The sequence below is a fragment of the Aeromonas sp. R7-4 genome, assembly GCF_040908055.1.
GTDB lineage: Bacteria > Pseudomonadota > Gammaproteobacteria > Enterobacterales > Aeromonadaceae > Aeromonas > Aeromonas sanarellii.
Map to the genome: position 1 here is coordinate 58,826 of NZ_JBFODA010000010.1, position 23,509 is coordinate 82,334.

Below are 23,509 nucleotides of genomic sequence, written 5' to 3' on the forward strand. Positions count from 1 at the left end.
ATGCAAAAAGGGGAACCGCGAGGTTCCCCTTTTCGTTGCACATGGCGCGCGTGACCCGTCAGGCCGGCCCGATGCGTTCCAGCAGGCTCATGTGGGTTGAACCGTCGTGGCGCTTGAGGTTCTGCCGGTACTCGAACTGGCGCCGGCTCTCCTGCTTGAGACCCAGCATCAGGGAGTAGCACATGGCCAGCATGATCACCGAGAAGGGCAACGCGGCTATGATGCTGGCGGCCTGCAGGGCGGCCAGGCCGCCGGAGACCAGCAGGATGGCCGCCACCAGCCCCTGGCCCAGCCCCCAGATGGCGCGGTGCAGCACGGGAGGATCCTGATCGCCGATGGAGAGCAGCGTCGTAATCACCAGCGTGCCCGAGTCGCTGGAGGTGATGAAGTAGGTGCAGATGAGCAGGGTCAGCACCCCCTTGGCAATCCAGCCGAAGGTCTCCCAATGCAGCAGCTCCACCGTCTTGTAGAGCGCCAGGGTGACGTCCTGGTTGACCGCTTCTACCACGCCGCCCGAGCCGAACAACTCGAGGTGCATGGCGGTCCCGCCGAAGACGGTGAGCCAGAGCATGCCGAGCAGGGAGGGCACCAGCAGCACGCCGAGCACGAACTCGCGGATGGTGCGTCCCTTGGAGATGCGGGCGATGAACATGCCGACGAAGGGAGCCCAGGCTATCCACCAGCCCCAGTAGAAGGCGGTCCAGCTCGATTGCCAGGCCGAGGTGCCGTTCGCCTCTGTGTTGGTCCAGAAGCTCAGGCGGACGATGTTCTGCAGGTAGTCACCGATGTTCTGCACATAGGCATTGAGGATATAGGTGGTCGGGCCCAGCGCCAGGAACAGGGCCAGGACGAAGACGCTGAGCCAGATGTTGAGCTCGGAGAGGATCTTCACCCCGCGCCCGACACCGGAGATGGCCGACAGGGTCGCGATCAGGCTGATGCCCCCGATGAGCCACAACTGGTTCGCCTGCGAGACCGCCATGCCGAACATCTGGTTGAGACCCGTGTTCATCTGGGAGACCCCGAGGCCGAGGGAGGTCGCCACCCCGAACACGGTGCCGAACACCGCCAGCACGTCGGCGGCGTGGCCCCAGAAGCCGTAGATGCGATCGCCGAGGATGGGGTAGAGCACAGAGCGAATGGCCAGCGGCAGCTTGCGCCGGTAGCTGAAGAAGGCCAGCGACAGGCCGACGATCACGTAGATGGCCCAGGGGTGCAGGCCCCAGTGGAAGAAGGTGAGACGCATGGCGATCTGCGCCGCCTCCGGGGTCATGCCTTCGGTGACGAAGGGATTGCCCTGCAGGTGGTACATGGGTTCGGCGATGCTCCAGAACACCAGGCCGATCCCCATGCCGGCGCTGAAAAGCATGGAGAACCAGGCGAAGTAGCCGAACTCCGGTACCTGGTCGTCGTCGCCCAGCCGGATGCTGCCAAAGCGGCTGAACATCAGATAGACGGCGAAGAACAGGAACAGGGCGACCACCAGGATGTAGTACCACTTGAAGCCTGCAATGATGGTGTCCTTGGCGCCAGTGAACCAGGTGCCCGCGGTGTCGGGATCAAATACACCAAACAGCAGGAACAGGGTCACGACGGTCAGGGCCGTCATGGCCATGGTGGGATTGAGGCCTTTCAATAGCCCTTTGGTTGCTCTCATCAACCCTCCTTAGTCGTTGTTGAAGAAGTCTTCGCCCACGTGATCACCCGCACCGCCGATGGCGCGATAGACCAGTCGACCGGCGACCTGCTCACGGTGATCCACCAGGCTGACGGACGGCTGACCGTTCACCGCGTGGCGCTTGCCGAGGAAGATGGCCATGGGGACCCCCAGGCTGGAGACACCGCTGGTGATCCAGAGGCGGTTGAAATCGTAAGAGCCGCCGATGAACTCGAGCTGGGCCAGGCCGTTGTCCAGACCCGCCAGGTAGAAGTTCATGGCGCTCTCGTCGGGGAAGAGGTGCACCAGCACATAGGCATAGCGCAGTTCATTGACCAACTCCTTTAGGCTGAAAGAACCTGTATTGCTGCAGGAGAGGGGCAACTCGCCATCATAGTGATGCACCTTGAGGTTGTTGGGGTCCTCGTCATAGGCGGGCTGATAACGTACGAAAGCCGCAGTATCCGGCAGTTCATAACGAACTCTGACCACGCGCAGGTCGGCAACCAGGGACTTGATATCCAGGTCGTCATGCATGATGTCACTCCTTAAATATCGGGTTTTCATGGGGAAATGGTTCAATAACTTAACACAAGATTGTTTAGAGTAGAAATGATTACACCAAAAACCATATTGACCCGATGGTGAATTAGGTGGAGAATTTTGCGCCTCTCCACAGCCCTGCAATGACCCGGACTCCCATGGAAAAACATGATGAAGTGCTGATCGCACTGCGCCAGATCATCCGTGCCATCGACATGCACTCCAAACGCCTGATCAAGGAGGCCGGACTGACGTCGCCCCAGCTCCTGCTGCTCAAGGGGATCGACGAGCTGGGCCAGATCTCCATGCGCCAACTGGCGGATCACACCAACATGAGTCAGGCCACCGCGACCACCATCATGGACCGGCTCGAGAGCCGTCAGCTGGTGCAGCGCATCCGCAGCGATACCGACAAGCGCAAGGTCCATGCGACCCTGACTGACGCAGGGCGCGCCCTGCTCGCCCAGGCCCCCACTCCGCTGCAGGAGAGCTTCATCCAGCGCTTCCAGGCCCTGGAAAACTGGGAGCAGGGTCTGCTGCTCTCCTCCCTGCAGCGCATCTCGGCCATGATGAATGCCGACGGCATCGACGCGGCCCCGGTGCTGAGCGTCCGCCCCCTGACCGAAGAGCGGGCCTGAACGCCAGCCATAAAAAAAGCTCCCTGACGGGAGCTTTTTATGAGGGCCTGAAGAAAAGACTCACTCTTCCAGACTGATGCCGATGTTGGAGACACCGTCCTGAGCCGCAAATTTGCGGATGGCCAGGATGCGATCGCTGTCGCGCTCGTGAGCCACCCGCTTGAGCAGCTCAACCTGGAACTCCAGCTCGGCTTCCATGTGCTCGTGCTCGTAGAGCTCCTCGTCGGTCAGCTCGCGCCCTTCCAGCATGTCGATGAACCCCGCCACCGTCCCCACCGAGGCATGGCTGGCGTCGTTCGCCTCCTCACCCACCCGGCAGATCACCGAGTTGTAGGCACAACCCAGCGCCACGCAGGCATCCAGCGCCGGATAGGCACCATAGGATTCAAACTTGCTGGGCTCGGGAATATAGACCTCGAATGCCTCCAGGATGGCCCCCAGATTGACGCGGGATCCCTTGACGGTCAGGTAGTTCCACATCTGATCCAGGGCGTGGCGAAACGCCTTTGCATCCCCGAAGCCGGTCGCCTGGGTAAACAGCACATAGTTGGGGTACATGCGCTCTGCCAGCGCCAGGGTGTAGACCGTCTGCTGCCAGGGTTGCAGCTCGGCCAGTCGCTTATAAAACTTGTCACCAAACACTGGAGTCGGATCCTTTGCAAAATGTGGGGCAGATTGTAGCCCACGAGGGGCGCGGCGAAAATGAAAAAGCGCCCTGCTCGACTTTCTTGCCCGATCAACTGGGGTAAGATGGAAACAGCACCCTCATCGCCCTGCCATAAACATGATAAGGAACAAGAGTATGAGCCAACGTACCCTGCTTCTGCTCAGCCAGGACAACCACCACTACGAGCGTCTGCTCAAGGCGGCCAATCTACCCCATCTGCGCATCCTTCGGGCCGACAACCAGGGCGAGGCCGAGAAACTGATCGGCGATGCCCATATCCTAATGGCCGAGCCGGCACGGGCCAAACCCCTGCTGGCCAAGGCCGGCCGGCTGAGCTGGCTCCAGTCCACCTATGCCGGGGTCGACGTGCTGCTGGATGCGAGCTGTCGCCGTGACTACCTGCTCACCAATGTCCGCGGCATCTTCGGCCCGCTGATGAGTGAATACGTGTTCGGCCACCTGCTCAGTCTTACCCGCCAGCTGCCGCTCTATCGTGATCAGCAACAGCAGAAGCTGTGGCAAAGCCACCCCTATCAGGGGCTGAGAGGCAAGACCCTGCTGCTGCTCGGCACCGGCAGCATAGGCCAGCACATCGCTCACACCGGCAAACACTTCGGCATGAGGGTGCTCGGCATCAGCCACAGCGGCCATGAGTGCGCCGGGTTCGATCAGGTATATCAGCTGCCCGCGCTGAACAAGATGCTGGCCCAGGCCGACGTCATCGTCAGCGTGCTGCCGTCGACCCGTGAGACCCGCCACCTGTTCACCGCCGATCGCTTCAACCACTGCAAACCGGGCGCCACCTTCTTCAACGTCGGCCGGGGCAGCGCGGTCCACGAGGGAGATCTGCTGGCAGCCCTGCGCGGCGGCCAGCTCGGCACGGCGGTGCTGGATGTGTTCGAGCAGGAACCCCTGCCCGCCGACAGCCCGCTCTGGCACCAGCCCAACCTCATCATCACCCCCCACAACAGCGCCTACAGCTTCCCCGAAGATGTGGCCCAGATCTTCATCCGCAACTACATCCGCTTCATCGACGGCCAGCAACTCGACGGCCGGATTGACTTCGACAAGGGCTACTAGCCGCCCAACGAAAAGGCCCCGCCAGTTGGCGGGGCCTTCGTTTGCGCGAGGGAGGAGGATCAACCCGCCTCCATCTCCTTGCGGTAGCTTTTCACCTTAGCGAGGAACTGGCGCTTCTCCTTGCCGGAGAGGGGTTCCGCCATCGGCAGCTTGACCTTCATGGCATCCACCGGACGGTTGTTGATCCGCACCTCGTAGTGCAGGTGGGCACCGGTGGAGCGGCCCGTGTTGCCGGAGAGCGCGATCTTGTCCCCCATCTTCACCCTCTGACCCGGTTTCACCAGCAGCTTGCTCAGGTGCAGGTAACGGGTCGTCAGGGTACGGCCATGCTTGATGACCACATAGGTACCGGCCAGCGGGTGGCGGGTGGCCTTGAGCACGACACCGTCCCCGGTCGCCATGACGGCCGTCCCGACCGGCAGGGCAAAGTCGGTCCCCTCATGAGGGCGCACCTGACCCGTGATGGGGTGGCGTCGTGCCGGGTTAAAGTTGGAGCTGACGCGATAGCGGCTGTGGGTCGGGTAACGACGGAAACCGCGCTCCAGGCTGTTCGCCTGACCGTCATAATAGTTGCCATCCTCGGACAACCAGGCGGACACCGCCTTGCCCTGGCTGAGCACTTCGACCCCCAGCAACTGGGTGTTGCCCGTGCTCTTGCCCTCGACCGTCTCCTGTCTCACCAGCACCTTGAACTTGTCGCCCTTTTTCAAATCCTTGGCAAAGTTCATGCGCCACTGGAACAGGTTGGCGATCTTCTGGATGTGATTCGCCGGGATCCCTGCGTTGCGGGCACTAACGTAGAAGCTGCCGTTGATGACGCCTTCATAACTCTTCTTCTGCCACTCCACCTCTTCGTTGAGCATGTTGGCACTGTAGGTGTCATCGGTGCGCTCCAGTACCAGGGTCTGCTTGATGTTCAGACGGATCTTCAGTTGCTGCAGTATGTTGTCCTGATCGATCAGCAGCTCTATGGTCTGGCCGGGCTTGAGGCGGGCCAGATGGTTCTTGGTGTCCGCATCCAGCACCTTGTAGAGGGTGGTGGTGGACAGGCCCAGGGTGTTGAAGATGGTGGTCAGGTTTTCGCCGTTGCGTACCCGGTAGTCCTGCCATTGGGGCGTGGGATCGGCCGGAATGTCGTCCTCCGGAGCTGCGGCCTCCACCAGCTCGTGATCCGGGATGTCGTTGAAGTCGGTATTGTCTTCGTTGGTTGCGGTGCCCGTGGTGGCGATCGGCAACTCCAGACGCAGTGGCCGCTCCAGGATGTCACCCGGGGCTGGCAATACGGCTACCGCTGACAGCGTCATGGCCGTGAGCAATAGCATGGCGTAAAAGTGTTTGCGGGGAACCGGGGGTTCCCAATTGGCAGCCTGTGCTACCAAGGGACGGAGACGTTTCATCCGCTATCCTGTTATTAGATCTAAGGGTGGTGTTTGTGGGTCTGTTTTTATGATTTTTTATTATGAAAACCGAATATCTGGCTTTTAGACCTAAATACTTACAAAAAGTTCATAGCTATATGCACGAAACTCACATTTTATGCATAACCTTCCAGCATGGGCAGAAATGATCGTCGTTTTTAGCCATTTTTTTCTATTTTTAAGAACCTAGTCCGGTTGTTTGGCGCTCCGGATCCGCAAATGTTGCAAAAACATCACCATGGAGTGGGTATGTCATTGGCAAAATTGTTAAATGTGATCATCCTGATCCTGTTCGCCATCGGTGCCGTCCTGCTGCTCATGCTGGAGATCACCACGGTACGACAATCCATTCTCGACCAGATGTCGGCCAATCTTGAGACCGCAATCACTGCCCTGGGTCTGGTACTCCAGGGCACCCTGCTCAATGATGACAAGGTTCTCGCGGAAACCATCGTCAATGCCATGTTCGACGGCGGCTTCGTCAGCTCGGTGGTCTTGCTGGATCCGGACGGTCAACTGCTGTTCCAGAAGGTCTTCCACACCGCACAACAAAACGTCCCCACCTGGCTTCCCTCGGTTATCGACATGCCCCCGGTCAAGATTGAGCAGGAGTTGACCGATGGCTGGCGCATCCTTGGGACTCTCACGCTGGAAGGGCACGAGGGGTATGCCTACCAGCACCTGTGGAACGCCATCAGCCGTACCGGGCTTGCCCTGCTCGCCGGCTTGCTGGTCTTTACTCTGGTCATCACCTGGGTATGCCGTCGCCTGCTGCGTCCGCTTGAACAGATCAGCCAGCAACTGACCCAGATCCGCAAACGTCAGTTCAGCGGCAACCTGCCTCTCCCCTGGCTTCGCGAGTTGCAGGAGGTCGCCACCTCCATCAATCAACTGGTGTCCGAACGCAAGCGGGATCTGCTGCAGCAACGGCTCAAAATCACCCAGCTCGGCAAGCTCGACGTCCCCCTGGCTCACCAGAAGCTGACGGGATTGACCGATACTGCAGGTGACATGTACCTGCAGCATTTCGTCTCCACTCAGGGCAACATCAGACTCTACAGCCGGCTCTTGCCCAAGCACCCCCCCACCACGGACAGTTCGCCCGATGAGATCAGGGCCCTGTTCAACGACTTTTTTGTCGAGAAAGCGGAAGGGCTTCAGCTGCCCCTCAGCCTGCTGAACCATCCCGACTGGGCACAGTTCGCCCCCTCTCTGGCCAATGCCGGAGGCAAGACCCTGGACTGGCGCTGGGATCTGGCCAGCCTGCCCCCCCTCGCCGAAGAGCGGCTGACGGCGCTTCAGACCCAGGGGATCGAGATGGCGTTCAGCAATGTCCCGATGAACAACGACAACCTGGCCAGGCTCGATCCCATCAGGCCTGTCTTCATCAGCTGCCAGCTGACCCAGGCTCCCCTCTATTGGAATCTGCTTTCCCAGTGCCTCCATGCTTCCGGCTACACCCTGCTGGCCGAAGCCAGCGAGGTGAGCGACGTAGACACCCTGCGCAACTGGGGCATCGATGGCTACGCCACTCAGGAGGCATCATGAGAACCCCGCTGTTGTTGCTTGCCCTGTTGTGGCAACCCGCTCCACACGCCGCCTCCCTGGCCATCAGCACGGGCGGTGAGCAGGGCATCTATTACCAGGTCATCAAGGAGTTCTGCCGGCTGGCCAACAAGAGTGACCCCACGTTGTCATGCAAGCCGCAAGCCAGTTTAGGTTCCATCGAGAATCTGCGCATACTGCAGGCAGGGGAGACCCCTTATGCCCTCGTCCAGTCCGACTGGCTCTATCAGGCCAGCCAGGGGATCGAGCCGTTCGCCAAGCAACCCCAACCCGAGCTGAGAACCCTCTTCGCCACCCATGCGGAACCTTTCACCATAGTGGTGCGAGCCGATGGCGACATCACCACCCTGGCGCAACTCAAGCTGGCCCCCATCGACATGGGGCTGAAACACTCGGGCACCCGCCAGACGGCATTGGCCCTGTTCCACGCACTGGGCACCAGAGAGCAGGACCTCGACCTGAAGAGCGTGGCCAATCTCTCCGAGGCGCTGTGCAGCAAGCAGATCGATGCCTATGGCCTGGTGATGGGCCATCCCAGCCGGATCGTGCTGGCCACGGCGAAGCGCTGCGCCATCCGCTTCCTGCCGATCGAGGGGGAGACGCGGGAGCGACTGCTCAAGGGGGTCAAGTATTATCAGCGCAGCCAGGTACCCGCTCGCATCTATCCCGGCAACCTCAAGGCGACACCGACCTTCGCCATTGCCGCCACTCTGGTGACCAATGCCGCTACACCAGACGAAGACGTCTATCGTCTGACCAAAGCGATGCTGAGCCAGCAGACCGGTTTCAACGAACAGACCTATGGCTATGCCAACCTGTTCCACAAGGCACGCAACAAGACGGGCCCGGTGCTGAGCGTCCCGCAGCACCCGGGGGCGGCAAGATACTTCGAAGAATTGAAAAGCGCGGGCAAGCTATAGCTGGCGGCGGGGGGCGCGCAGGTGCTCGCTGGAGAACCGGCTCTGCATCGAGGTCCACTGGGTCAGGCGATCGGCGCTCCCCGCCAGGGTTCCCTCGCGACGCGACTTCATGACCCAGATGCTCTTGGCATCGAAACTGTAAACGGGTTGCAGATCATTGCGCTGGCTGCCCGGCAGGATGCGGCCATTGATGTTGTCGAGCACCAGGGGATCTGACTTGGTGCTCGGGAAATAGAGCGTCACCATGTGAAACTGGTTGTAGCGGATCGCCTTCACATAGGCCAGCCGCAGTTTCTTCTCGTCGACGCCGAGCTCCATCAGGGTGTAGTACTTGGAGATGCTGTAATCCTCGCAATCCCCACCCCGGGCCCCGATGAATTCCAGGGGATTGGCCCAGTAATCCTCGTCACCCCAGAGTCTGGGATCCTCGCTGTAAGTCAGATTGTTGAAGTAGTTGTTGACCAGCTCCAGCTTCTGCTGATCCGTCGTGCCGGCCCTCGGGGTGAGCAGGCGGGAAAAGGCCTCGGCGCGCTGGATCGCCCTGGCACCGTAGACAGCCTGCATTTTTGCCCTCAGATCGGGGCTGGCGATGTGTTCAGAGAGGCGGGACGCCTGCACGCCGACCCCGGATAGGGCCAGCATGCAGATGGGGGCGAACAACCATTTCATGGCAGACACTCCATATCAGATGCTGGAGGTCAGTATAGTTGGCGCTGCCAGCCCCATCGGAAAAGCCGGGAAGGGCTCAACGGCACTGGGCAAAGGCCTCGGCCAGTTGCTGCATGAATTGCAGATAGGCATCCGGGCCGAGCGGCACCTGCTCGCCGACCTCATCCAGCAGCAGCACCCTGGCCCCGGTGTTGCGGGCAACCGACTCGATCACCGCTGGCGAGAATTGCGGCTCGGCATAGATGCAGCTCGCCTGCTTCTCTTCCAGCGCCTTGCGGATCTCCACCAGGGTCTTGGCGCCGGGACGACGCTCAGGACTCACGGTGAAGTGTCCCCTGGAACTCATGCCGTAGTGACGCTCCCAGTAGCCATAAGCCTCGTGGAACACGAAGTAGCCCTTCTCGTTCACCGCCTTCATCTGCTCGGCGATCACCTTGTCCCGGGCATCGACCTTGCCCTTGAAAGCAGCAAGGTTGGCGGCATAACGCGCCTGGTTGGCCGGATCCTGCTTGCCAAGCTCGGTCGCGATCGCGGTGGCGATCGCCTTGGCCTGGGCCGGGCCCAGCCAGAGATGGGGATCCACACCTTCGTGATGGTGCCCTTCATGACCATCATCCTGATCACCGTGCTCGTGGGCCTCGTGTTCATGATCGTGGTCGTCGTGGCTCGCCTGGGTTTCGTAGTTGAACAAGGGCATGCCCGGCACCAGAGTCAGGGTCAGTGCATGGGGATGCTTTGCAAGCGGCTTTGCCATGAAGCTTTCCAGCTCGGGGCCTACCCAGACAACCAGATCGGCCTCGTTGATGCTGCGCATATCGGAGGGGCGCAGGGAATAGTCGTGGGGGGAAGCCCCCGTCGGCAGCAATACCTTGGGTTCGCTCACTCCCTCCGTGATGGCCGCCGCGATGAAGCCAAGGGATTTGATGGTGGTCAGCACCTCGAGGGCACGGACAGGCAGACTCACCGCCAGCAAGGCAGTGATCAGGGCAAGAATTCGCATAGAGGTCTCGTCAGGGAGTGTGTGTGTGATAATATAACAAACCAACGTCGCTGTTATATTATAACTCTCACTGGCTGTAAACCCCGGAGCTGTCATGACCCAACTGGTGGAGCTGAAAGAGGTCTGTCTCTCATTTGACGGACGACTCGTGCTCGACAAGGTCTCCTTTACCCTGAACAAAGGCAAAATCACCACCCTGGTCGGCCCCAACGGAGCGGGAAAGAGCACCCTGAGCAAGCTGGTGCTGGGCTTGCTCAATCCGGACTCGGGCGAAATCATTCGCCGCCGCGATTTGCGGGTCGGCTATGTGCCGCAGCGCCTCTACCTGGACCCCACGCTGCCGCTGACGGTGCGCCGCTTCCTGCAGCTCGGCAAGAACGGCCGCCTCTCCATCGAGGAGGCCCTCAGCCGGGTCGGCGCCCAGGATCTGCTGGACAACCGGATGCAGAAGCTCTCCGGCGGCGAGATGCAGCGGGTGCTGCTGGCCCGCGCCTTGCTGGTCAAGCCCGAGCTGCTGGTGCTGGACGAACCTGTCCAGGGAGTAGACATCACGGGGCAGATCGAGCTCTACGCCCTCATCGGCCAGCTCGCCGCCGAATTCCACTGCGCCGTGCTCATGGTCTCCCACGACCTGCACCTGGTGATGGCCAGCACCCACGAGGTGATCTGCCTCAATCGCCACGTCTGCTGTCATGGCGAGCCGGAGAGCGTGGCACGCCACCCGGAATTTGCCCGCCTGTTCGGGCGGCCGGAGCAGGAGGTGCTGGCGGTCTATACCCACCATCACCACTGCGATGGCGAACACCATCATCATGAACCGCAGGCCCCCGTCATCCGCCTGCCTTCCCGCAAGCAATAGGACATTCCAGTGGACAGCTTTCTGTTATACGCCCTCGCGGCCGGCCTCGGTATCGCCCTGCTGGCCGGCCCTCTCGGCAGCTTCGTGGTGTGGCGCAAGATGGCCTATTTTGGCGACACCCTCTCCCACGCCTGCCTGTTCGGCATAGCGCTCGGCATCCTGCTGCAGGTCGATCTCACCCTGGCGGTGGTGGTCTGCTGTCTCGCCATAGCCATGCTGTTGGTGATCATGAGCCGCAACCAGCAGGTGGCCACCGACACCCTGCTAGGCATCCTGGCCCACAGCGCCCTGTCGCTCGGCCTGGTCACCCTGAGCTTCATGGACAATGTGCGGGTGGATCTGATGGCCTACCTGTTCGGCGACCTGCTCTCGGTACAACCCATGGACCTGCTCTGGATCTACGGCGGCGGTGCCCTGGTGCTGCTCACCCTGTGGCGGCTCTGGGACCCGCTGCTCTCCATGACCATCTCGGAAGAGCTGGCGCGGGTAGAGGGAGTGCGGGTCGATGTTCTGCGCTGCGTGCTGATGCTGCTGATCGGAGTGGTGATCGCCGTGGCGATGAAGTTCGTCGGCGCGCTGATCATCACCTCCCTGCTGATCATCCCCGCCGCCACCGCCCGCCGCTTCAGCCAGACCCCGGAGCAGATGGCCGGTTTTGCGGCCCTCATCGGCTGCCTCGCCGTACTCGGCGGGCTGACCCTCTCCTGGTATCAGGACACCCCGGCGGGTCCATCTGTGGTGGTTTGCGCCACCACCTTGTTTGTACTGAGCCAGTTCAAGCGAACGTGAAGATCGATGGCGCTGGTCTCGCCAGCGCCATCAGCCCCCGCAATCCAGGCCAGTCCGTCGTGGTCTGCGCCGCCAGCCTCTTCGTACCAAGTCGGTTCAGACGCGCCTGAGGGGCTCGTTTTCCCCGGGCCTCAGGCTCGCCTGCGACTCCTGCCACAGCCACTGGCGCAGCCGGCTGATGGCGGGTTCATGGGCGCGCGAGCGCTTGCAGACGAAATAGAAGTTGTCGCCGGTCTCGAGGGCGTGCAACGGCAGCCGCACCAGGCGAGGGTCCTCCGGCTGCAGCATGTAGTCGTTGATGAGCGCCATCCCCTGGTCCCAGTTCGCCGCCTCCAGCGCCAGCAGGATATGGCTGAAATGGTGCACCCTCGCCTCGGGGGGAATGGTCAGGCCCCCCACCTCGGCCCAGCGCCGCCAGTCCTCTCCCTTCTCCTTGTAGATCGCCTGGATGGAGAGCAGCGGCAACTGCCACAGGGTCGCGGGCCACTCCCCCTCCACCTGCTGCCACAGGCGCCGGCTGCAGACGGGCATCAGCCGCTCCCGATAGAGCAGATCGTGCAGGTACCCGGGCCCCTCGGGGGAGACGGTGATGAAGCCGTCCGCCACCCTGTCGGAGAGCTCGGGGTCTTCCGCCACCATCTCCAGACTGAGATCCAGCTCGGGATGGAGCTGGCGCAGCCCGGCCAGGCGGGGGATCAGCCACTTCACCGCAAAGGAGCTGTAGACAGCTAGCCGTACCCGCATCTCGCCGCCGCCGCGCAACTGCTCGCTGCTCTGGGCTATCTGGACCAGCCCGGCGGAGATCCCCTCGAAATAGGTCTCCCCCTGGGGCGTCAGGGAGAGCAGTCGCCCCTGACGCAGTAGCAGCCGCTCCCCGAGGAAATCCTCCAGCAGGCGGATCTGGTGGCTCACCGCGCTCTGGCTGACGTTGAGCTCCAGGGCCGCGCGGGAAAAGCTCAGCAGACGGGCAACCACTTCGAAGTATTGAACGGCACGCAGGGGGGGCAGCTTCATTATCCAAAATTCTCATGCATGGTGACTTTTTATCATTTTACTGGATAACGGCACGCGGGCTACCCTTCCCTCATCAAACATGGGAGGTGGTATGAATGCAGTGGGGATCGGCATCCTTTATCTGGTGCTGGGCAATATGGTGGCGGTCTTTTCCGACGCCCTGGTCAAGGTGCTGGAGCCGGACCAGCCGGTGTTCCAGTTCGTCTTCTTCCGCCAGCTCTCCGCCGCCATCCTGCTGGCCCCCTGGCTGCTCTGGTCATGGCGTCGCAACCCGCCGGTGGCGCTCAAGTGGCACCTGCTGCGAGCCCATATCTGGGCCGTCGGCGTCTGCCTGATGGTGATCGCCCTCACCCGGCTGCCGCTGGCCACCGCCAACGCCCTCTTCTATGCGGCGCCGCTGATGATGGTGCCGCTGGCGGTGTGGCTGGCGGGGGAAGCAATCTCGCGCCAGAAGGTGCTGACCGCCTTCATCGGCTTTGTCGGGGTGCTGATCGTGCTGCGCCCCACCGAGGTGAACTGGGCGGCGCTGGCAGCGCTCGGGGTGGCGCTCTCCATGGCACTCAACAATCTGCTGATCAAGCGGATCCCGCTCCAGCAGCCCATCGCCCAGACCCTGTTCTTTACCAACGTGTTGAGCATGCCCTTCATCATGGCGCTGGCCTGGTGGGAAGGGGGCGACTGGCAGTGGCAGATGTGGTGGCCCGCCTTCGGCTCTTCGGCGCTGATCATGGTCTATGCGGGGTTGTGTGTGGTGGCCTACCGCAAGGCGGAGGCGAGCAAAATCGCCTCGGCGGAGTACACCGGCCTCTTGATGGCGGTCGCCATCGGGGTGTGGCTGTTCGACGAGCAGCCGGGCCTGCCGCTGCTGCTGGGGTGCCTGTGCATCATACTGCCGCTCATCGCCATGGCCCGCAGCAAGCCCAAGCCGCAGGCCGAGCCGGCACTCTAGCCGGCAGGGTCAAGCAGGGGGGCGACCCTTTGTTGCAGATGGGGGATCACATCCTGCTCGAACCAGGGGTTCTTCTTGAGCCAGAAGGTGTTGCGCGGTGACGGGTGCGGCAGCGGCAACCAGGCCGGGCCGTAGTCCGTCCAGCTGCGTACCGTCTCGGTCAGCGACCCTTTCGCCGCATCCCGCAGGTAGTAGGCTTGCGCATATTGGCCTATCAGCAGGGTCAGCTCGATGTTGGGCAGCAGCATCAGCACCTTGTCGTGCCAGGTGGGCGCACATTCGGGGCGCGGCGGCAGATCTCCTGACTTGCCCTTGCCGGGGTAACAGAGCCCCATCGGCATGATGGCGATACGGGATTCATCGTAAAAGGTGGCCTTGTCCACCCCGAGCCACTGACGCAGGCGATCGCCGGAGGGATCGTCCCAGGGGATGCCGCTGGCATGTACCCGGGTGCCAGGCGCCTGGCCGATGATCAGCAGACGGGCGCGCTCGTTGCCGCGGATCACCGGCCTTGGGCCGAGCGGCAGGTGGGCCTCGCACAGGCGGCAGGCCCGGATCTGTTCAAACAGGATATCGAGTCGGTTCATGGACCCGATAGTACCAGAGTTTTCTCCCCGCTCCCGCTTGTGAAAGTGGCGGCGGATACTTATCATGCAGCCGCCATTGTTTAGTTTAATAAACGGAGAGAGATGAAGAACTGGATGGGCACCGGCAGCGCGGCCCTCTCATTCGTGCTGTGGGGCATGCTGCCCCTCTATTACCAGTTCATGCCCGAGATCAACATGTGGGAACTGCTCTCCCACCGGGTGCTCTGGTCCGTGGTGCTGCTGGGGGGGCTGTTGCTGCTGCTCGGCCATCGGGTGCCCTGGGCGGCCCTGCGCGGCGATCCCCGTCAGCTCGGTCTCGTGCTGCTGGCGGGCCCCGTGATGTCCATCAGCTGGTGCATGTTCACCTGGTGCCTGACCACGGGCCAGGTGCTGGCCACCAGCCTCGCCTTCTTCATGACCCCGCTGTTCAACATCGCCTTTGCGGTACTCTTCCTGAAAGAGAGGCTCACCCCGCAGAAACACCTGGCGGTGGCGCTCGCCCTGGCGGGGCTCGCCTACATGCTCTTCTCCTACGGCGAGCTGCCCTGGTTCTCCCTCGTGATGGGGGCCAACTTTGCCCTCTACGGCCTCATCAAGAAGAAGGTGAGACTGGACGCCGGCACCAGCCTCTATCTGGAGTCCCTGGTGCAGTTGCCCGTCGCCCTGCTCGTCCTCGGCTGGCTGACCTTGCAGGGCACCAGCCAGTTTATGGCAGGAGACTGGGCCGACAAGCTGCTGCTGATGGGCAGTGCGCCCGCCACCCTGCTGCCGGTGGGGCTGTTCTGCTACGCGGTGACGCGCACCCCCATGAGCACCGTGGGCCTGTTGCAATACATAGAGCCGAGCCTCGCCTTCCTGCTCGCCCTCTTCTGGTTTGGCGAGATCCCGGATCCGGTGAAATCCGTGGGCTTTGCCTTCGTCTGGGCTGGCCTGCTGGTGAGCCTACTGCCCCTGCACCGGCTCGGGGGTCGGCGGGCAAGGTGGCGCACCTCGTGACCCTCGCCACCGACACGCCCTCCCCCTGGTTTGTCTATCTGGTGCGCACCGGCGCCGGGGCACTCTATGCGGGGATCAGCACGGATCCCGAGCGGCGCCTGCGTCAGCACCAGAGCGGCAAGGGGGCCAGAGCCCTGCGCGGCAAGGGGCCCCTGACGCTGGCGTGGCAGCAGGAGGTTCCCGGCAAACGCGAGGCGCTGCGCCTCGAGTACCGCCTCAAGCAGCAGAGCAAGGCGTTCAAGGAGCGCCTGGTGCAAGAGCCGGCGCTGTGGCACGACTGGAGCCTTTCCTGGCTTGCCACCCCGCACACCGAACCCGTGTCGCGCCCATAAAAAGGGCCACTGCAAGCAGTGGCCAAGGAAGGATGCGAGTTCAGGGAGGCTTAACGGTAGGTGTTCGACTGCCTGCGCCTGTTGCCAAGCAGCCAGCACACCACCAGCACCAGCAGCAACCAGGGCGCCAGCTTGATGATGAGGGCAAACATGCCGGCCAGGGCGCCAAACAGCACGAAGACCCCGCTCACCAGCAGCATGGCCAACACGGTGAATCCGGTCAGCGCCATGCCGATCAGCACCAGGATCAAGACGATAAATTCCAGCATGTTGTGCTCCTCACTGGGTTAATGCCGCTGAGTGACTCGGGTCAATCCAGCCAGCGCTTCAATTCACGGCGGGGCGGCATGATCAGCACCGCCAGCAGATAGGCGGCCAGCGCCAGGGGCGGCATCAGGATCAGCGCCAGCAGGGCCGCCACCCGCACCGTCACCCTGGACACCCCCAGCCCGTTGGCGAGGCCGGCGCAGACTCCGGTCAGCTTGCGATGGGCGAGATCCTTGGGCCAGGGTGTCATGATTAGGCCTCCGCCTTGTGGCCTTTTAGACGGGCCAGCTCGCGCTCGATCTCGTCGTTCAGCTCCAGCTCGCGGAACTGGGCCTCGAGGGAGGGATTCTGCCCCAGGGTCGCCGCCTCCAGTTGGGCTTCCAGCTGATCCACCCGGTTCTGGAAGCCGTCGAAGCGGGCCACCAGCTCGTGCATGCGCTGGTTGTCCACCTGGGCACGGGCACGAATGCGGCTATGGGCGGTCTGCTCGCGCAGGGTCAGCATCTTCTGCTTCTCCCGCGCCTCGGTCAGCTTGGCCGCCAGCCGCTCGCTGTCGGCGGTGAGCTGGGCCAGCACCTCGGCCACCCGCGCCTTGTCCTCTTCCAGCCGCTCGCACTGCTTCATCTCCGCCAGCTTCTCGGTGAGGGCGGCACGGGCGAGATCTTCGCGGCCCTTCTGGATGGCGAGTTCGGCCTTGGCTGCCCACTCCTGGATCCGGTGGCGCAGCGCCTGCTGATGGCGCTCCAGCTGTTTCTGTTCGGCGATGACGCGGGCGGCCTGGGTCCTCATCTCGACCTGGACCTGCTCCATCTCCTCGATCATCAGGCGCAGCATCTTCTCCGGCTCTTCGCTCTTGTCGAGCAGGCTGTGCAGGTTGGCATTGATCACGTCGGTCAGGCGGCTGAATACGCTCATGGTCTGGCTCCTTGTTGATGGGATGTCACTCTCTTTCCATGACATTACAAGAGCCGTGCCAGAATATTTTTTCCTTTTATTACATATAGATGACTCTTGATGACGAGAATTGAAGGGACGCGATATGGCGAAAAAAGCCAACTACATGGTGATTTTCACCAATAAAAAAGGGAGCCAGCGGCTCCCTCTCTCTGCAACCGGGTTCAAGCCGCCGGCCTATGGCCCAGCTTGCCATCCAGCTCCACCAGCTTGGCTTCCATCTTCTCCCGGCAGGTGTCGGACAACTCGCGGATCCCGGCTGCGCCGTGCTCCTTGCTGCACAGGGGGGGCAGCATCTCCAGCAGCACCTCGCCGTTGTCCCAGCGGTTCAGATCGATCTGACCGAAGTAGCTGGAGCAGACGATGGGCACCACGGGCACCTCGGCCTGCACTGCGGTATGGAAGGCACCGGCCTTGAACGGCAGCAGGCCGCGACCCTGAGAGCGGGTCCCTTCCGGGAACATCCAGATGGAGGTGCCGCGATGCTTGATGCGATCCACCACCTGGCCTATGGTGCCGATGGCGCGGGAGCGGTTGGATCTGTCGATCAGCACGTTGCCGGAGAGCCAGAAGATGAGGCCGAAGAAAGGCAGCCACAGCAGGCTCTTCTTGCCCACCGCCACCACGCCGGGGCGCACGGCACCGGTCACAGTGAAGATGTCGTAGTTGCTCTGGTGGTTGCAGACGTAGACGGCCGGGCCCACCGACTTGACCTCCTCCGGAATGATCACCCGTACCTTGAGCCCGATCAGCGGGCAGACCGCGTGGTACATGCGGGCGAAGACATAGACGTTGTTGGGGTGGCGCGGGCGCACTAGGCAGAGCAACAGGCCGAAGACGAACCAGAAGATGAGCAGCAGGGCCAGCAGCAGCACACGGGCAAGTTTGAGCATCGAACACCTCGGAATTTGACTCGGCGCAGTATACTGGTCCCCCTTTTAGCGAACAAGCGTTCGCCAGACAGAACCGACCAGCCTCGCACGTCCCCCTCGCCTTCCGGCTTGCCCCACCCGCCGTTGGTCGTTAGGATGTGCCCATCTTGATGAACGGGGCGAGCATGATTCACCAACAACGCTGGGCGACACGACTCCTGCTGCTGGTCTGCCTGCTGGTGCTCAATTGCGCGGCCCAGCCGCTGGCCCGACTCGCCCTGCTCGATCACGCCATCAGCTGCCAGGCCCTGCCCTCCTCCGTGACGGCCGACGACCAGGCCAACAAGGCCAGCACCTCCAGCCCCCAGCCCAACGGTTGCCAGCTCAACGGCAAGTGGCTGAGTGCCGCCAGCCTGCTCTGCGTCGAGCAGCTGTTCTTCGCGGTGGCGCTGCTCATCGCCCTGCTGGCGCCGCTCTGGCGCTACACGCCGCCACTGCCGCCGCCACGGGCCGTCTCGCCCCCGGAACGACGACTCCACCTCACCCTCTGTGTCTGGCGGGAATGAGTTCAGCCGCGTTGTTTCGTTAGCTGTCACTCATTTTTTGCGAGACCAAAAACATGTCAACTCTCTTCAAGGCGGTCCTGCTACTGGGCTGCCTGCTGTGGCAATACAGCGGATTGGCCAGCGATACGGGCTGGCTCACCAGCCCCCGGAACGATCACGCCAGGATCCGGCTGCAAGCCGACCGCAGCGCCCCAGACCACACCCGCATCCTGCTCGAGGTGGCCCTCGAATCCGGCTGGAAAACCTACTGGCGCAGTCCGGGTGAAGGGGGCATAGCGCCCCAGATCCTGTGGGATCAGCCGGTCGGCAACGTCCAGTGGCACTGGCCCACGCCGCGCCCTTTCGAGGTGGGCGGGCTCAGCACCCAGGGCTATCAGGAGCAGGTGCGCTTCCCCCTGAGCCTCGACTACCCGGCCGGGCAGCCGCTCAAGGGCACCTTGCGCCTCTCCACCTGCAGCAATGTCTGCATCCTGACCGACTACCCCTTCACCCTGGCGGTGGATGGGCAGGCACCGGCCGGTTTTGACTTCGGCTGGGCCCGGGCCATGAGCACCCTGCCCCAGCCTCTGCCCGCCGACACCCGGGTCGAGCTCGGCTACCAGCAAAACCAGCTGCAGCTGCGGGCCGAACGGGCGGATGGCTGGCAGTCGCCCACCCTCTTCATCGATGCGCTGGAGGGGGTCGAGTTTGGCAAGCCCGCGCTCGAGGTGAGCGGCAGCACCCTGATCGCCCGGGTGCCGGTGAGCGACGGCTGGCAGGGAGATGCGCCCGACTTGCGCGGTCAGTCCCTCGGCCTGCTGCTCACCAGCGGCGATCAGGCCTGGCAGACCCGCGCCCCCATCGCCGGGCCCATCGCCCTGCCGGTCCCAGGCCAGCCTCTCATCTGGCTGCTGGGGGCGGCGCTGCTTGGCGGCCTCATCCTCAACCTGATGCCCTGCGTGCTGCCGGTGCTGGCCCTGAAACTCGGCTCTGTGCTGCAACGGCAGGAGAGCGAACAGCACCGGGTGCGCAGGCAGTTCCTGGCCGCCAGCGCCGGCATCCTCGCCTCCTTCTGGGTGCTGGCGGCCATGAGCAGCCTGCTGCGCGCGACTCAAGGGGCCGTCGGCTGGGGGATCCAGTTCCAGAGCGCCGGCTTCATCGGCTTCATGGTGGCGGTGACCCTGCTGTTTTGCGCCAACCTGCTGGGCCTGTTCGAAATCCGCCTGCCCAGCAATCTCAGCACCCGTCTCGCCACCAGCGGCGGCAAGGGTCTCGGTGGCCACTTCCTGCAGGGGAGCTTCGCCACCCTGTTGGCGACCCCCTGCTCGGCCCCCTTCCTCGGCACCGCGGTGGCCTTTGCACTGGCGGCGCCCCTCGGCCAGCTCTGGCTCATCTTCACGGCCCTCGGCCTTGGCATGAGCCTGCCCTGGCTGCTGGTGGCGGCCCTGCCGCGCCTCGCCCTCTGGCTGCCCAAACCGGGCCGCTGGATGGGGCACCTGCGCATCCTGCTCGGGCTGATGATGCTGGGCTCCAGCCTCTGGCTGGCGAGCCTGCTCGGCAACCATCTGGGCAGCACGACCACCGGCTGGCTGATGGTGGCCATGGTGCTGGCGCTGCTGATTGGCATCATCTGGCGTTACGGCATGCGCGGCTTCACCCTGGCCCTCTCCCTCTCGGCCCTCATCGGCGGCGCCCTGCTGCTGGGGGGCGCCCTCACGGTGCAGGGGTCGGGCAGCATAGACAGAGTCGCCTGGCAGCCCCTCTCCGAGCAGGCCATCGTCGAGGCACTGGCCCAGCACAAGCGGGTCTTCGTGGACGTCACCGCCGACTGGTGCGTCACCTGCAAGGCCAACAAATACAACGTGCTGCTGCAGGGCGAGGTGCAGGAGGCCCTGTCCGCCCCGGACGTGGTGGCCCTGCGCGGCGACTGGAGCCGGCCGAGCGATGCCATCGCCGCCTTCCTGCGCCAGCGCGGCGCCGCCGCCGTCCCCTTCAACCAGATCTACGGGCCCGGCCTGCCCGAAGGGGAGAGTCTCTCCCCCCTGCTGGACAAGGCCGAGCTGCTCAACGTCTTGAACAAGGCCGGTCTCATCCAGCCCGGCCCCCATTTCTAAGGAGAATGCCATGAACCTGCGTACCCTGACCCTGTGTACCGCCCTGGTTGCCGGCGGCCTGAGCGCCCCACTGCTGCACGCCGCCCCCTTCACCCCGGAGCAGGAGGCCCGCATCAAGGAGCTCATTCGCGAGACTCTGGTGCAGAACCCGAAGATCCTGGACGAGGCCGCCGAGTCCTGGGAGAAGCAGAACGCCGCCGCCCAGGAGGCCCAGCTCGGCGACTTCATCAAGAGCAACCAGGAGGTGCTGTTCAACAGCGCCACCAGCCCGCGCCTGGGGGCCAGGAACCCCAAACTGACCCTGGTGCTGTTCACCGATTACAACTGCCCCTACTGCAAGCAGTTCGATCCCCAGCTGACCAAGCTGCTTGAGGCCTATCCCGACGATCTGGGGCTGGTGATCAAGCTGCTGCCGTTCAAGGGGCAGAGCTCCGCCAAGGCGGCCCAGTACAGCCTTACCCTGTGGCAGCAGGATCCGGCCCGCTTCCTCCCCCTGCACGACAAGCTGATGAGCAAGCAGGGGATGCTGACCGAGGCGGACATCAACAAGGCGCTGGCGGCCACCGATAACCTGACCCTCAAGCCGGAAGGCAAGGCCACCGAGGAGCTGCGCAACAGCCTGCGCATCGGCACTCTTCTTGGCGTGCAGGGCACTCCGGCGACGCTTATCGGCAACCAGCTGGTGCCTGGCGCCATCTCGTATGACGAGCTGGAACGGCTGGTGAAGGCCGAGCTGGCCAAACGGGCATGAGGAGGCCATGGATGGAGCTGCGACCACACCGACTTCGCATCGGCACTCTGCTGGGCGTGCAGGGCACCCCGGCGACGCTTATCGGCAACCAGCTGGTGCCTGGCGCCCTCCCCTATGACGAGCTGGAACGGCTGGTGAAGGCCGAGCTGGCCAGGCGGAGCTAAATCATGGTTGAGGATGTCGCTGTAAAGGCACCGCGCTGGCGACGCTGGGGCAAGGAGGCGCTCTGGCTGATGCTGATGGCGCTGGTCGTCTCCACCCTGCTGGATCTGTGGCGCGGCCCCAGCCTGCCGGCGGGGGCCATGGAGGCCCCCCTCACCCTGCAGGATGGCACCATCACCAACCTGGCCGAACAGAGCCGCGGCAGGGCGCTGCTGGTCTACTACTGGGCCAGCTGGTGCGGCGTGTGCCGCTTCACCACCCACACGGTGGAGCAGCTCTGGCAGGAAGGCGAGAACGTGCTGACGGTGGCCCTGCGCTCCGGCAACGCTGAACAGCTGAGCCAGGGGATGGGCAAGAAGGGGCTGACCTTCCCGACCCACAACGACGAGTCGGGGGATCTGGCTGCCCGCTGGCAGGTGGGAGTCACCCCCAGCTTTCTCATCATCAGGGATGGGGAGCTGGTGAGCAGCACCACGGGCTGGAGCAGCCGCTGGGGGCTCAAGCTGCGGCTGCTGTGGGCTCGCTGGTAAGCCGTCGCCACGCAAGGAATGCAAAGAGCCCGGTATCGCTACCGGGCTCTTTTTTCATCTTGAGGCTGGCAAGCCTATTGTTGCGCGGGCGCCATCATCCCCTGCCCGAGCCTCCCCCTGGCGCTGGCCCGCTCGGCCTCGTCGAGCACACCATCGCCATTCTTGTCCATCTTGGTGAAGACGGCCTCATGACGCTCCATGAACTGTGCCTTGGTGGTGTCCTGCATCGGCCTCATGTTGCCCATGTTCCCCATCTTGCCCGGCATGGCCTTGCCGGACTGCTGCATCGCCTCGTGCATCCTGGCCATGGCGGCCTCTCTCTCGGCCACCGACAGGGTGCCATCCTTGTCGGTGTCCTGCCGGGCGAAACGCTGCTCGGCTCTTTCCATGAACTGGGCCTTGGTAATGTCCCCCTTCATGAACATCATGGGCTCGTCGAGGGGCTCCTCGGCGGCCAGGGCGGCGCCGCTCAACAACGCCAGGGACAGAAGATACTGTTTGAACATGGCTGTCTACTCCTTGTGATGGTCCGAGCCGGGCCCCGCTCCCCGGGACGGCCCGACGCCTCCTGTAGTGTAGCCCCGAGACGGTCACCCACCGGGAGGTGGATCCCAAGGCGCACCCGCCGCGCACTCCTCTGGTTACTTTTCTTCCTATTCATGGCGATGGAGGGCGGTTTCCGTTAAAATCTCCGGTTTTTGCCGAGCCTGGTTTGCCGACGTTCCGCCACCAGGCCGACACAGGATGAATTCCACCATGCCAGTGAGGCAGGATCCGTCATGAACAACTACTTCCGGGTGCTGGGCGTCAAGTCCAACGCCAGTGAAAACGACATCAAAAAAGCCTATCGTCGGCTGTCGAACCAGTACCATCCCGACAAGCTGCACGGGGCGAGCGAAGAAGAGAAAGAGCAGGCAGCTCTCAGGCTGCACCAGGTAAAGCAGGCTTATGAAGTGCTGTCCGATCCGAAACAGCGGGCCGCCTTTATCAAGGATTTCAACAACGTCATCGTGACCGATCCCGCTGCTGCCATGCAGGAGATGTGGGACCAGTTCTACCCCTGAGCCACCAGGCAAGAAGAGCGACTATGCAAAATAAATGGGACCAGGCACGGCTCAAGGCCCTGCAAAGCGATGCCAGTGAAAACATCGAATCCTACCGGGATCAGGAAGACCCCAAGGGTCTCGAGCAGTTCACCGACCAGATGAAGGCCCTGCTGCTGGCCGACATGAGCATGCTGGAGTTTATGCCCGAATACCTGCCGCTCGCCCTCTATGGCCGGGTGCAGTTCCCGCCCAAGGCCAAGTCGCAGTGGAACAAGTGGCTCGCCAGCGGCGAGCAGCCGAGCTGGGACGAGTTCAAGGTGAGTGTCGGCTTCAACAACGCCGTCCTGCCGCTGGTCAAGGCGGTGCGGGCCCAGAGTGAAGATCAGCTGATGGAAGCCTGCGCCGTGCTGTTCCTGCTCGACAACCCGCTGCCGCGCGGCAGCCACCGTGCCGATGACGACTATGAGCTGCGCGACGAAGAGGATGAAGACGGGGAAGATGCCGACGCCGACTACCACGGCGGCAACGACCGCTATGGTGATGACGACGGCGAGCAGGATATGTACGACGAAGTCCGTTTCTAA

Annotated in this window: 28 protein-coding genes and 1 pseudogene; 16 read left to right on the plus strand and 13 right to left on the minus strand. The window is 63.0% G+C overall.

Annotated features, from left to right (window positions below; genetic code table 11):
- Positions 1 to 58: 58 nt before the first annotated feature.
- Together AB5Y72_RS01430 and AB5Y72_RS01435 are read right to left on the minus strand one after the other, a co-directional pair.
- On the minus strand, positions 59 to 1,657 hold the full coding sequence (locus AB5Y72_RS01430) for a BCCT family transporter (protein WP_325783639.1): 1,599 nt from the start codon (positions 1,655 to 1,657) through the stop codon (positions 59 to 61).
- Positions 1,658 to 1,666: 9 nt separating this feature from the next.
- Positions 1,667 to 2,194: a hypothetical protein gene (locus AB5Y72_RS01435; RefSeq protein WP_043757388.1), complete on the minus strand. Its 528-nt coding sequence runs from the start codon at positions 2,192 to 2,194 to the stop codon at positions 1,667 to 1,669.
- Positions 2,195 to 2,358: 164 nt separating this feature from the next.
- On the opposite strand from AB5Y72_RS01435, the gene AB5Y72_RS01440 reads away from it, so the two are divergent.
- Entirely contained in the window at positions 2,359 to 2,838 is a 480-nt protein-coding gene (locus AB5Y72_RS01440; RefSeq protein WP_043757386.1) for a MarR family winged helix-turn-helix transcriptional regulator, read from the plus strand.
- Between the two features lie 60 nt (positions 2,839 to 2,898).
- Here AB5Y72_RS01440 and AB5Y72_RS01445 read toward each other — a convergent pair whose 3' ends face one another.
- Positions 2,899 to 3,480 (minus strand): YjaG family protein, encoded by a 582-nt coding sequence (locus AB5Y72_RS01445; RefSeq protein ID WP_043757364.1) that lies wholly within the window; start codon positions 3,478 to 3,480, stop codon positions 2,899 to 2,901.
- A 160-nt stretch (positions 3,481 to 3,640) separates the two neighbouring features.
- Between AB5Y72_RS01445 and AB5Y72_RS01450 the strand changes: the two genes are divergently transcribed.
- Positions 3,641 to 4,585: a D-2-hydroxyacid dehydrogenase gene (locus tag AB5Y72_RS01450; protein ID WP_325783638.1), complete on the plus strand. Its 945-nt coding sequence runs from the start codon at positions 3,641 to 3,643 to the stop codon at positions 4,583 to 4,585.
- 59 nt (positions 4,586 to 4,644) lie between these two features.
- Here AB5Y72_RS01450 and mepM read toward each other — a convergent pair whose 3' ends face one another.
- Complete coding sequence (gene mepM, locus AB5Y72_RS01455; RefSeq protein WP_325783637.1) at positions 4,645 to 5,982, minus strand: murein DD-endopeptidase MepM; 1,338 nt, start codon at positions 5,980 to 5,982, stop codon at positions 4,645 to 4,647.
- A 270-nt stretch (positions 5,983 to 6,252) separates the two neighbouring features.
- On the opposite strand from mepM, the gene AB5Y72_RS01460 reads away from it, so the two are divergent.
- Complete coding sequence (locus tag AB5Y72_RS01460; RefSeq protein WP_325783636.1) at positions 6,253 to 7,551, plus strand: LapD/MoxY N-terminal periplasmic domain-containing protein; 1,299 nt, start codon at positions 6,253 to 6,255, stop codon at positions 7,549 to 7,551.
- The gene (locus AB5Y72_RS01465) at positions 7,548 to 8,489 is read left to right on the plus strand and encodes a TAXI family TRAP transporter solute-binding subunit (RefSeq protein ID WP_325783635.1); all 942 of its coding nucleotides are present in this window, start codon (positions 7,548 to 7,550) and stop codon (positions 8,487 to 8,489) included. The genes AB5Y72_RS01460 and AB5Y72_RS01465 overlap by 4 nt, the downstream gene beginning before the upstream one ends.
- Here AB5Y72_RS01465 and AB5Y72_RS01470 read toward each other — a convergent pair.
- Together AB5Y72_RS01470 and znuA are read right to left on the minus strand one after the other, a co-directional pair.
- The gene (locus AB5Y72_RS01470; protein ID WP_052814386.1) at positions 8,484 to 9,158 is read right to left on the minus strand and encodes a transglutaminase-like cysteine peptidase; all 675 of its coding nucleotides are present in this window, start codon (positions 9,156 to 9,158) and stop codon (positions 8,484 to 8,486) included. The two genes, AB5Y72_RS01465 and AB5Y72_RS01470, sit on opposite strands and share 6 nt — an antisense overlap.
- Positions 9,159 to 9,234: 76 nt before the next feature.
- Positions 9,235 to 10,158 (minus strand): zinc ABC transporter substrate-binding protein ZnuA, encoded by a 924-nt coding sequence (znuA, locus tag AB5Y72_RS01475; RefSeq protein ID WP_325783634.1) that lies wholly within the window; start codon positions 10,156 to 10,158, stop codon positions 9,235 to 9,237.
- 94 nt (positions 10,159 to 10,252) lie between these two features.
- Between znuA and znuC the strand changes: the two genes are divergently transcribed.
- Positions 10,253 to 11,017: a zinc ABC transporter ATP-binding protein ZnuC gene (gene znuC / locus AB5Y72_RS01480; RefSeq protein WP_325783633.1), complete on the plus strand. Its 765-nt coding sequence runs from the start codon at positions 10,253 to 10,255 to the stop codon at positions 11,015 to 11,017.
- Positions 11,018 to 11,026: 9 nt separating this feature from the next.
- A complete protein-coding gene (gene znuB, locus AB5Y72_RS01485; protein ID WP_325783632.1) occupies positions 11,027 to 11,806 on the plus strand; it encodes a zinc ABC transporter permease subunit ZnuB in 780 nt (259 codons plus the stop codon).
- Between the two features lie 96 nt (positions 11,807 to 11,902).
- On the opposite strand, the gene AB5Y72_RS01490 is transcribed toward znuB, so the two are convergent.
- Positions 11,903 to 12,820: a LysR substrate-binding domain-containing protein gene (locus AB5Y72_RS01490; RefSeq protein ID WP_042079379.1), complete on the minus strand. Its 918-nt coding sequence runs from the start codon at positions 12,818 to 12,820 to the stop codon at positions 11,903 to 11,905.
- A 91-nt stretch (positions 12,821 to 12,911) separates the two neighbouring features.
- Here AB5Y72_RS01490 and AB5Y72_RS01495 point away from each other — a divergent pair, with 91 nt between their 5' ends.
- Positions 12,912 to 13,769, plus strand: coding sequence for a DMT family transporter (locus AB5Y72_RS01495; RefSeq protein WP_065475521.1), 858 nt, complete (start codon positions 12,912 to 12,914; stop codon positions 13,767 to 13,769).
- Here the strand turns inward: AB5Y72_RS01495 and AB5Y72_RS01500 are convergent.
- On the minus strand, positions 13,766 to 14,356 hold the full coding sequence (locus AB5Y72_RS01500; RefSeq protein WP_325783631.1) for a uracil-DNA glycosylase family protein: 591 nt from the start codon (positions 14,354 to 14,356) through the stop codon (positions 13,766 to 13,768). The genes AB5Y72_RS01495 and AB5Y72_RS01500 overlap by 4 nt on opposite strands.
- 102 nt (positions 14,357 to 14,458) lie before the next feature.
- Here AB5Y72_RS01500 and rarD point away from each other — a divergent pair, with 102 nt between their 5' ends.
- Both rarD and AB5Y72_RS01510 read left to right on the plus strand, forming a co-directional pair.
- Positions 14,459 to 15,352, plus strand: coding sequence for an EamA family transporter RarD (gene rarD, locus AB5Y72_RS01505; protein ID WP_325783630.1), 894 nt, complete (start codon positions 14,459 to 14,461; stop codon positions 15,350 to 15,352).
- Positions 15,349 to 15,684 (plus strand): GIY-YIG nuclease family protein, encoded by a 336-nt coding sequence (locus AB5Y72_RS01510; RefSeq protein WP_084203133.1) that lies wholly within the window; start codon positions 15,349 to 15,351, stop codon positions 15,682 to 15,684. The genes rarD and AB5Y72_RS01510 overlap by 4 nt, the downstream gene beginning before the upstream one ends.
- 50 nt (positions 15,685 to 15,734) lie before the next feature.
- Here the strand turns inward: AB5Y72_RS01510 and pspG are convergent, their stop codons facing one another.
- The 4 genes from pspG to AB5Y72_RS01530 form a co-directional block, all read right to left on the minus strand.
- Positions 15,735 to 15,953 carry an envelope stress response protein PspG gene (gene pspG / locus AB5Y72_RS01515; protein WP_042079384.1) on the minus strand — a complete coding sequence of 73 codons (219 nt, stop codon included), beginning with the start codon at positions 15,951 to 15,953 and terminating at the stop codon, positions 15,735 to 15,737.
- 41 nt (positions 15,954 to 15,994) lie between these two features.
- Positions 15,995 to 16,201, minus strand: a complete 207-nt coding sequence (locus AB5Y72_RS01520) for a PspC domain-containing protein (protein ID WP_042079385.1) — start codon at positions 16,199 to 16,201, stop codon at positions 15,995 to 15,997.
- Positions 16,202 to 16,203: 2 nt separating this feature from the next.
- A complete protein-coding gene (gene pspA, locus AB5Y72_RS01525; protein ID WP_325783628.1) occupies positions 16,204 to 16,866 on the minus strand; it encodes a phage shock protein PspA in 663 nt (220 codons plus the stop codon).
- Positions 16,867 to 17,069: 203 nt separating this feature from the next.
- On the minus strand, positions 17,070 to 17,798 hold the full coding sequence (locus AB5Y72_RS01530; protein ID WP_042079387.1) for a 1-acylglycerol-3-phosphate O-acyltransferase: 729 nt from the start codon (positions 17,796 to 17,798) through the stop codon (positions 17,070 to 17,072).
- A gap of 164 nt (positions 17,799 to 17,962) precedes the next feature.
- On the opposite strand from AB5Y72_RS01530, the gene AB5Y72_RS01535 reads away from it, so the two are divergent.
- The 5 genes and pseudogenes from AB5Y72_RS01535 (at position 17,963) to AB5Y72_RS01555 (ending at position 21,879) form a co-directional block, all read left to right on the plus strand.
- Entirely contained in the window at positions 17,963 to 18,343 is a 381-nt protein-coding gene (locus tag AB5Y72_RS01535) for a hypothetical protein (protein WP_325783627.1), read from the plus strand.
- Between the two features lie 53 nt (positions 18,344 to 18,396).
- On the plus strand, positions 18,397 to 20,436 hold the full coding sequence (locus tag AB5Y72_RS01540; protein WP_368198473.1) for a protein-disulfide reductase DsbD family protein: 2,040 nt from the start codon (positions 18,397 to 18,399) through the stop codon (positions 20,434 to 20,436).
- A gap of 10 nt (positions 20,437 to 20,446) precedes the next feature.
- Positions 20,447 to 21,187: a DsbA family protein gene (locus AB5Y72_RS01545; RefSeq protein WP_368198474.1), complete on the plus strand. Its 741-nt coding sequence runs from the start codon at positions 20,447 to 20,449 to the stop codon at positions 21,185 to 21,187.
- Positions 21,188 to 21,201: 14 nt separating this feature from the next.
- Positions 21,202 to 21,351: pseudogene (locus tag AB5Y72_RS01550) on the plus strand (copper resistance protein); the annotation flags it as partial.
- A 3-nt stretch (positions 21,352 to 21,354) separates the two neighbouring features.
- A complete protein-coding gene (locus AB5Y72_RS01555) occupies positions 21,355 to 21,879 on the plus strand; it encodes a protein disulfide oxidoreductase (RefSeq protein ID WP_368198476.1) in 525 nt (174 codons plus the stop codon).
- Positions 21,880 to 21,953: 74 nt separating this feature from the next.
- Here AB5Y72_RS01555 and AB5Y72_RS01560 read toward each other — a convergent pair whose 3' ends face one another.
- Positions 21,954 to 22,385: a calcium-binding EF-hand protein gene (locus AB5Y72_RS01560; RefSeq protein ID WP_042079391.1), complete on the minus strand. Its 432-nt coding sequence runs from the start codon at positions 22,383 to 22,385 to the stop codon at positions 21,954 to 21,956.
- 273 nt (positions 22,386 to 22,658) lie between these two features.
- On the opposite strand from AB5Y72_RS01560, the gene AB5Y72_RS01565 reads away from it, so the two are divergent.
- A complete protein-coding gene (locus AB5Y72_RS01565; protein ID WP_042079392.1) occupies positions 22,659 to 22,943 on the plus strand; it encodes a DnaJ domain-containing protein in 285 nt (94 codons plus the stop codon).
- 23 nt (positions 22,944 to 22,966) lie between these two features.
- Positions 22,967 to 23,509: a hypothetical protein gene (locus AB5Y72_RS01570; RefSeq protein ID WP_368198477.1), complete on the plus strand. Its 543-nt coding sequence runs from the start codon at positions 22,967 to 22,969 to the stop codon at positions 23,507 to 23,509.

What these genes read in the sequence shown, in the direction of transcription:
- AB5Y72_RS01565 (WP_042079392.1), top strand. Translation starts at nt 22,659, where the DNA reads ATGAACAACTACTTCCGGGTGCTGGGCGTCAAGTCCAACGCCAGTGAA.
- mepM (WP_325783637.1), bottom strand. Translation starts at nt 5,982, where the DNA reads ATGAAACGTCTCCGTCCCTTGGTAGCACAGGCTGCCAATTGGGAACCC.
- AB5Y72_RS01435 (WP_043757388.1), bottom strand. Translation starts at nt 2,194, where the DNA reads ATGCATGACGACCTGGATATCAAGTCCCTGGTTGCCGACCTGCGCGTG.
- AB5Y72_RS01450 (WP_325783638.1), top strand. Translation starts at nt 3,641, where the DNA reads ATGAGCCAACGTACCCTGCTTCTGCTCAGCCAGGACAACCACCACTAC.
- rarD (WP_325783630.1), top strand. Translation starts at nt 14,459, where the DNA reads ATGAAGAACTGGATGGGCACCGGCAGCGCGGCCCTCTCATTCGTGCTG.
- AB5Y72_RS01430 (WP_325783639.1), bottom strand. Translation starts at nt 1,657, where the DNA reads ATGAGAGCAACCAAAGGGCTATTGAAAGGCCTCAATCCCACCATGGCC.
- AB5Y72_RS01545 (WP_368198474.1), top strand. Translation starts at nt 20,447, where the DNA reads ATGAACCTGCGTACCCTGACCCTGTGTACCGCCCTGGTTGCCGGCGGC.
- AB5Y72_RS01520 (WP_042079385.1), bottom strand. Translation starts at nt 16,201, where the DNA reads ATGACACCCTGGCCCAAGGATCTCGCCCATCGCAAGCTGACCGGAGTC.
- AB5Y72_RS01555 (WP_368198476.1), top strand. Translation starts at nt 21,355, where the DNA reads ATGGTTGAGGATGTCGCTGTAAAGGCACCGCGCTGGCGACGCTGGGGC.
- AB5Y72_RS01530 (WP_042079387.1), bottom strand. Translation starts at nt 17,798, where the DNA reads ATGCTCAAACTTGCCCGTGTGCTGCTGCTGGCCCTGCTGCTCATCTTC.
- AB5Y72_RS01440 (WP_043757386.1), top strand. Translation starts at nt 2,359, where the DNA reads ATGGAAAAACATGATGAAGTGCTGATCGCACTGCGCCAGATCATCCGT.
- znuC (WP_325783633.1), top strand. Translation starts at nt 10,253, where the DNA reads ATGACCCAACTGGTGGAGCTGAAAGAGGTCTGTCTCTCATTTGACGGA.
- AB5Y72_RS01560 (WP_042079391.1), bottom strand. Translation starts at nt 22,385, where the DNA reads ATGTTCAAACAGTATCTTCTGTCCCTGGCGTTGTTGAGCGGCGCCGCC.
- AB5Y72_RS01470 (WP_052814386.1), bottom strand. Translation starts at nt 9,158, where the DNA reads ATGAAATGGTTGTTCGCCCCCATCTGCATGCTGGCCCTATCCGGGGTC.
- AB5Y72_RS01570 (WP_368198477.1), top strand. Translation starts at nt 22,967, where the DNA reads ATGCAAAATAAATGGGACCAGGCACGGCTCAAGGCCCTGCAAAGCGAT.
- AB5Y72_RS01490 (WP_042079379.1), bottom strand. Translation starts at nt 12,820, where the DNA reads ATGAAGCTGCCCCCCCTGCGTGCCGTTCAATACTTCGAAGTGGTTGCC.
- znuA (WP_325783634.1), bottom strand. Translation starts at nt 10,158, where the DNA reads ATGCGAATTCTTGCCCTGATCACTGCCTTGCTGGCGGTGAGTCTGCCT.
- AB5Y72_RS01460 (WP_325783636.1), top strand. Translation starts at nt 6,253, where the DNA reads ATGTCATTGGCAAAATTGTTAAATGTGATCATCCTGATCCTGTTCGCC.
- AB5Y72_RS01495 (WP_065475521.1), top strand. Translation starts at nt 12,912, where the DNA reads ATGAATGCAGTGGGGATCGGCATCCTTTATCTGGTGCTGGGCAATATG.
- AB5Y72_RS01500 (WP_325783631.1), bottom strand. Translation starts at nt 14,356, where the DNA reads ATGAACCGACTCGATATCCTGTTTGAACAGATCCGGGCCTGCCGCCTG.
- pspA (WP_325783628.1), bottom strand. Translation starts at nt 16,866, where the DNA reads ATGAGCGTATTCAGCCGCCTGACCGACGTGATCAATGCCAACCTGCAC.
- AB5Y72_RS01540 (WP_368198473.1), top strand. Translation starts at nt 18,397, where the DNA reads ATGTCAACTCTCTTCAAGGCGGTCCTGCTACTGGGCTGCCTGCTGTGG.
- pspG (WP_042079384.1), bottom strand. Translation starts at nt 15,953, where the DNA reads ATGCTGGAATTTATCGTCTTGATCCTGGTGCTGATCGGCATGGCGCTG.
- AB5Y72_RS01535 (WP_325783627.1), top strand. Translation starts at nt 17,963, where the DNA reads ATGATTCACCAACAACGCTGGGCGACACGACTCCTGCTGCTGGTCTGC.
- AB5Y72_RS01465 (WP_325783635.1), top strand. Translation starts at nt 7,548, where the DNA reads ATGAGAACCCCGCTGTTGTTGCTTGCCCTGTTGTGGCAACCCGCTCCA.